2 protein-coding genes and 1 pseudogene are annotated in these 5978 nt (G+C 75.9%); all 3 read right to left on the reverse strand.

From position 1 onward, the window contains the following. Nucleotides 1–3396 (reverse strand): annotated as a pseudogene (locus Dsi01nite_RS01760) (hypothetical protein); the annotation flags it as partial. After that, nucleotides 3396–4352 (reverse strand): hypothetical protein, encoded by a 957-nt coding sequence (locus tag Dsi01nite_RS01765; protein ID WP_203844198.1) that lies wholly within the window; start codon nt 4350–4352, stop codon nt 3396–3398. The gene Dsi01nite_RS01765 and the pseudogene Dsi01nite_RS01760, both read right to left, overlap by 1 nt. After that, nucleotides 4349–5863: a hypothetical protein gene (locus Dsi01nite_RS01770; protein ID WP_203844199.1), complete on the reverse strand. Its 1515-nt coding sequence runs from the start codon at nt 5861–5863 to the stop codon at nt 4349–4351. The genes Dsi01nite_RS01765 and Dsi01nite_RS01770 overlap by 4 nt, the downstream gene beginning before the upstream one ends. Nucleotides 5864–5978: the final 115 nt, after the last annotated feature.

Raw genomic sequence — 5978 nt, forward strand, 5'->3', positions numbered from 1 at the left:
TTCCCGGCTGCCGGCGATCCGGCGGAGTTCGTCGATCCGGGCGCGGTGGCCGCGGGCGGTCCCCCGATGCTGCTCGGCGCCTGCGGTGCAGCGGGTCGCGACGGTGGCGTACTCGCGTTCCTGCTCCTCCGCCTCCTCCAGCTGGCGTTCGAGGTCGGCCCGGCGGGCCGGGAGCTGGCGCAGCTCGGCGCGCTGCCGGTCGGCCTCCGGCGCCCGCCGGGACAGGTCCTGCAGGGCACCGAGCCGCGTGGCAAGGATCCGGCGCCGTTCGGCGAGCCGCTGCTGGGCGTCGCGGAGCCGCCCGGCCCGCGCGTCGAGCTCGCCCCGGGCGGCGTCGAGCTGCCCGGCCCGCTCCCGTGCCTGCTGGAGCAGACCACCGACCCGGAGGTGCTCGGCGTCGAGGTGTTCGCGGTGCCCGGGCGGGCACCGGTCGGCGAGCTGCCGCAGCTGGTCCTTGAGCCGCAGGTCATGGTCGCGCGCGTCGAGGAGCTCCTGGACCCGTTCGCCCCGGTCCCGCCGGCTGTCCGCACGACGGTCCGCCTCCCGGGCGGCAGCGGTCCGGTCGAACATCGCGGGCGCGGGCGCCAACACGAACCCACCACCCCCCTGCCCACCGGCCGCCGCACCGAACCCACCGGCAACCTGAACACCGGCCTCGGCGGTCCCGCCAGTGGCCTGGACACCGGCAGCGGCGCGGGTCCCACCGGCAGCGGCGCCGGTCGCGGCGGTCCCGCCAGTGGACTGGACACCGGCAGCAGCGCGGGTCGCATCGGCAGCGGCGCCGGTCGTGGCGGTCCCGCCGGTGGCCTGGTCGAGGTGGGCGGTGGTGGAGACCTGCACGGCGCTGGTCGGGAACAGCCGGGCCCGGTGCAGTGCCTCGCGGGCCCGGGCGAGGTCGGCCGCGTCGTGCAGGAGCAGCCCGCCCACCAGGTGCGGGACCCGGTCGACGGCGGACGCCCAGCGGTCCTGCGGGACCCGGTCGGCGAGGTGGTGCCAGCCGGTGCTGGCCGGGATCCGTTCTGCGGCGAGGACGTCGGCGGCGCGGGCCAGGTCCAGGGCCGCCGGCAGCAGCCCGCGCGGGGACGCCAGCGCCTGCACGGCCCGGTCGTCCTCGGCGTCGGCGACGGCCAGCTGGATGCGCTGCCGGTCGGCGCCGACAATCGCCTCAGACAGCTGGTCGACCAGGAGCCGGTGCTCGGCGATCGGGTCGACGGCGTCGCGTTCGGTGAGCGCGGTGAGCCGCGGGTCGGTGGCCAGGGCGTCGATCTCGGCGAGCAGCGGCGTGCGCGCGCTGTCGAGGGTGGCCAGCTGCCGGGTCAGCTCGGTGACGGCGGCGTGCACCGAGGCCCGTTCCCGCTCCTGCGCGGCCCGGTCGGCGTCGAGCTTCTCCGCCTCGGCCGGCAGATCCTCCGCGAGCCGGCGCGCCGCCTCCTCGTCGTCCCCCTTCGCCGCCGCCAGCGCCGCGGCGAGCCGCTCGACGGCGGCCCCGATCGGCACGACACCACCAGCGGCCCCGTCACCCACGGCCCGGCCGCCACCACCCGCGGACCCGTCACCCAACTCCCGGCCGACACCGCCCACACGCCCATCACCTGATGCGCGGCCGGCACCACCCACAAGCCCATCACCCGACGCCCGGCCGGCGCCGCTCGGAAGCCCATCACCCAACGCCCGGCCATCACCTGCGGACCCGTCACCCATCGCCCGGTCCGCGCCGCCCACGAGCCCATCACCCAACGCCCGGCCGGCACCACTCACAGACCCGTCACCCGACGCCCGGCCGGCACCACCCACAGACCCGTCACCCGACGCCCGGCCGGTGCTGCTCGTAAGCCCATCGGTCGATGCCGGGCCTGCACCCGCGAGTCCTTCACCCGCCGCCGGGTTCGCGCCGCCGGCGGGCGGTGCGCCGGGCGACGGTGTGAGGACGGCGGTGGTCAGGTGGCCGGCGGTGGCGGCGGCGGCCAGGTCGTGGTCGAAGGCGGCGAGGTGCTGCTCGATCGAGCGTTGCCGGCCGCCCAGCCCACCGAGGTCGGCACGCAGGCCGTCGGCGAGGGCGCGGGACTTCGACTGTTGCTCGGCGGCGTCCGCGGCCTGCCCGGTCAGCGTCGCGACGGTGTCGTCGAGTTCGGCGCACGCGTCGCGCAGGACCGCCAGGTACACGGCGGCGGCCTCGGCCCTCGCCTGCCGCAGCGGGGCGGCGCCGGCCTCCGCCTCGCGTTGCCGGCCCTGGGCCACGGCGAGGCGGGAGGTGAGCTGGTCGCGGTCGGTGAGGGCGGGCACCAGCTGCCAGGCGCGGTGCAGGCGGCGGCGGTCCAGGACGGTCCGCGCCGCGTCGTCGACGGCGGCGAGCGCGTCGGTGTGCCGGCGTGACGCGGCCTGCCACTGCTCCTCCCGCAGCAGCACGTCGAGGGCGGCGGCGCGGGACTGCGCGTCCTGCGCGGCGAGCGCGGCGGCGGCCGCCGCCGACTCGTGCTTGGCGGCCTGCGACGCGGCCCGGGCGGCGGCGCCGGTGAACGCGGCGGCGAGGCGCAGCGCCGCCTGCCGGGTCGCGCCGGCGTCGGATGTGGCGGCGGTGACGGCGGTGCGGGCGCGGTCCAGGACGTCGAGGAGGTCGACGGCCTCGTCGCAGAACGCGACCTCGGCGCGCAGGCGCGGCTGGCGGGCGAGGCGTTCGCGGGTGCCGCGCAGGATCGCGGCCACCTTGGTCGCCGAGGTCGGTTCGGTGACGAGGCTCAGCAGGTACTGCACGAAGTCGTCGGAGGTCTTGAACTTGAAGTGGTGCTCGATGCCACCCTCGGAGGCGTTGATCCGCAGGATCGCGGTGAACAGGCCCGGGTCGAGGCCCCGGTCCTGCAGTGCCTGCGCCCACCGGTCCTGTTTCGTGGTGATGACGGTCTCGGCGGTGGTGGGCAGCGCCTCGACGGCGCGGACGAACTCCTTGAGGTCGGCACCGGCGAAGGGGAGGCTCTCGACGTCGGGGCCGGGGGTGAAGGCGTACCAGGTCTGCTTCAACCGGTCGTGTCCGGCGTTGGGGTCGGCGGGCTGGACCCGGTCGGTCCACTCGTAGACGGCGCCGGTGACGAGGCGCCGGCCGGTCGGGTCGGTCCACTCGACGACGACATGGCCGGTGTCGGCGCCGAGGATGCAGTCCTCCAGGTGCCGGCCGGTCGTGGCGGTGGCGAGGAAGTCCCGCCGGTCGGGCCGGATCAGGGCGCAGACCAGGGCGATCAGCGTCGACTTACCGCCGCCGTTGCGCATCCACAGGATCGTGTCGAGGGGCCGGCCGTCCCGTCCGGTCAGGTCGAGCCACACGTCGCGGAACCGCGCCGCGGGCGAGCCGACCCGGTCGAGGTAGATGCGCCGGATCTGCCAGAGCCGCGCGGGCGCCACCATCAGTCACCCTCCACAGTGGACATCTCCGGAACGACGGCCGCCACCGGAACCGCGGCCGCCGGAGCAGCAGCCGCCACGGGACCAACAGCCGCCACCGGAGCAGCAGCCGCCACGGGACCAACAGCCGCCGCCGGAACCGCGGCCTCGCCCGGAACCGCGGCCGCCGGAACCGCGGCCTCGCCCGGAGCGGCGGCCGCGACCGGCGCGGCAGGCGCGACCGGTGCAGCGGACGCCGTTGACGCCGCCCCGCGGCGCACCGTTCGCAACGCCTCGAGCGCCTCGCCGCCGGCCACGTCCGCGACGAGCAGCCGGAAGCGGTCCGTCAACTGGAACGACATGGCGCCCATCTGCGGCAGCTGCCGCGCCGCGCCCCGCTCGACCAGCCAGCCGAGCACCTCCAGGACCGCGAACTGCGTGCAGCCACGGGCCGGCCCGGGCAGGCGGTCCTTCGGTTTGAACGCGGCGGTCCGCCGGTACACCTCGGCGGCCTTGCGGGCCTGCCCGTCGACGGTGTCGGGATCGCCGGCCAGGGCGAGGACCCGCTCGATCGCGTCGCGGACGAACCGGTCCAGCGCCGCCACCTCCACGATCTTCACGTCGGTGCCGTCGAGGTCGACGTCGTGCGGGAAGGCGTACGCCGCGATGCCGAGCACGACCAGACCGGCGATGAGCTTGTCGTCGGCCGCCATGCTCCCGCCGCGCAGGTCCGCCATCCGCAGCGCGAACACGCTGCCCGGCTGGGTGCTCAGGACCAGCCCGGTGCGGGCCGGCGCGCCGAGCACGACCAGGCCGAGGCCGCCCGCCACGGTGTCGACGGCGTCGCGGAAGGCGGTGTTGGTGCGGTACCGCTCCAGCAGCTGCCCGTAGGTGTTGCCGTCGGTGGGCCGGGCGCCGGTGCGCAGCCCGAACGCGACCAGCTCGGCGGCCGACCACACGTCCTCGATCGGGACCGTCACGCCTCGCGCCCTCCTTCGTAGCTGACCAGCAGATCGTCGCCCCACGCCAGGGGATGTTCGAGGCGGTCGCCGGAGCGCTCCGCCGACAGCGCCGAGACGAGCGCGGTCAGGTCCTCCTCGGGGTCGGTGACGTCCGGCGCGTAGGACCACAACGCGGTCAGCAGCACCAGCTCCCGCACGTCGTCTCCGGTCGGGTCGAGCGAGGTCAGGTCGAGCGAGGACAGCAGGGACGACAGTGCCACCGGCTCGTCCGACGCGCGGCGCAGGATGCGGGTCGCCTCGGCCACCACCGCCGGCGGGTACGCCTGCAGGTCCACGCCCTCGACCTCGCCGGGCGTCTCCGGCTCGACGTCCTCGGGCTCCGCGGTCCGCGGCGGGGCGAGCAGCATGTCGACGAGCCCGTCGAGGTGCAGCAGCCGGGGCACCCGCAGCCCGAGCACCCGGTCGCCGAACGCCTCCGCCACCGTCCGCGCCTGGTCGGCCGGCGCGTCCAGCACCGGATGGAACAGCTCAGGCTCGATGTTGAGCAGCCGCAGGTGCACCCGGCGGGCGAAGACCTGGGTCAGCTGCGCCTGCAGGAACACGCCCCGGGCGCCGGCGACCCGCTCGGCGAGGTCCAGGTGCACCCGGCGGATCCGCCGCAGGGTCTCCACGAGGTCGCCGGACGCCTGCCGCACCGCGCTGTCGGTCTCGGTGTCGATACCGGCCGCGACGTGGTTGAGCACCTCAGCGTCGGCGGCGATGCGGGCCTCGACGTGGTCGCGGGCGCGAGCGAGGCGGTGCGGCACGTCGGTGATCCAGTCGAACGCACGCACGTCGCGGCGGGTCGCGTCGAGCACGTCGGCGAGGGAGGCCGACATCGCCACGGACACCCGCTCCGCCTGCGTCGCGGTGCGGGCCGCGGCCTCGAACCGCCGGTCCCGCAGCTGGCGCTGCAACACGACGGAGAACGCCGCCTCGGCGTCGTCGACGTCCAGGTCGAGGCCGTTGAGGTACAGCATCACCGCCTGGTGCGAGGCGAGCACGACCGCGCCGTCGGGGCCGTCCTGCAGCTGCAGGAGCTTGAACGCGTACTCCTCGCGACGGGGCGGTGACCCGAGCGCGTCGACGAACGAGTAGACGAACGCGCCCTGGTTGTCGGCGTCGTTGAGCAGCCCTTTGACGACCCAGCGCGCCGCGTCCTGGTGGTCGTCGGGGGTACCGGTGGGATGCATGACAGCGGCAAGCTCCGAGGTCGACTCGATGAGCTCGGCGAGGGTGACCTGGCGCGCGAACCCCATCGACGCGACCGCGATGTCGACCGCGGCGAGCGCGAGCTGGCGCAGGTCATAGGCCTGGTGGACACCGGTGTGGGCGGCGTTGCGGACCAGGCGCGCGACCGGGTCGGTGAGGATCAGCGCCCGCCACCGGGCCCGCATCGACGCGTCGGCGGCCGGCGAACGGACCTCCGGCTGCGCGGAGCTGGTGACCGGGCCGCTGTCGAACAGGTCCGGTTGCCACTCCTGCACCACGCGCTGCCGCTCCCCCGTTGTTCCGCTTGCCGTCCGGTCCGCTTGCCGTCCGGTCCGCTTGCCGTCCGGTCCGCTTGCCGTCCGGTCCGCTTGCCGTCCGGTCCGCTTGCCGTCC

It is taken from the genome of Dactylosporangium siamense, assembly GCF_016862795.1.
Classification (GTDB): domain Bacteria; phylum Actinomycetota; class Actinomycetes; order Mycobacteriales; family Micromonosporaceae; genus Dactylosporangium; species Dactylosporangium siamense.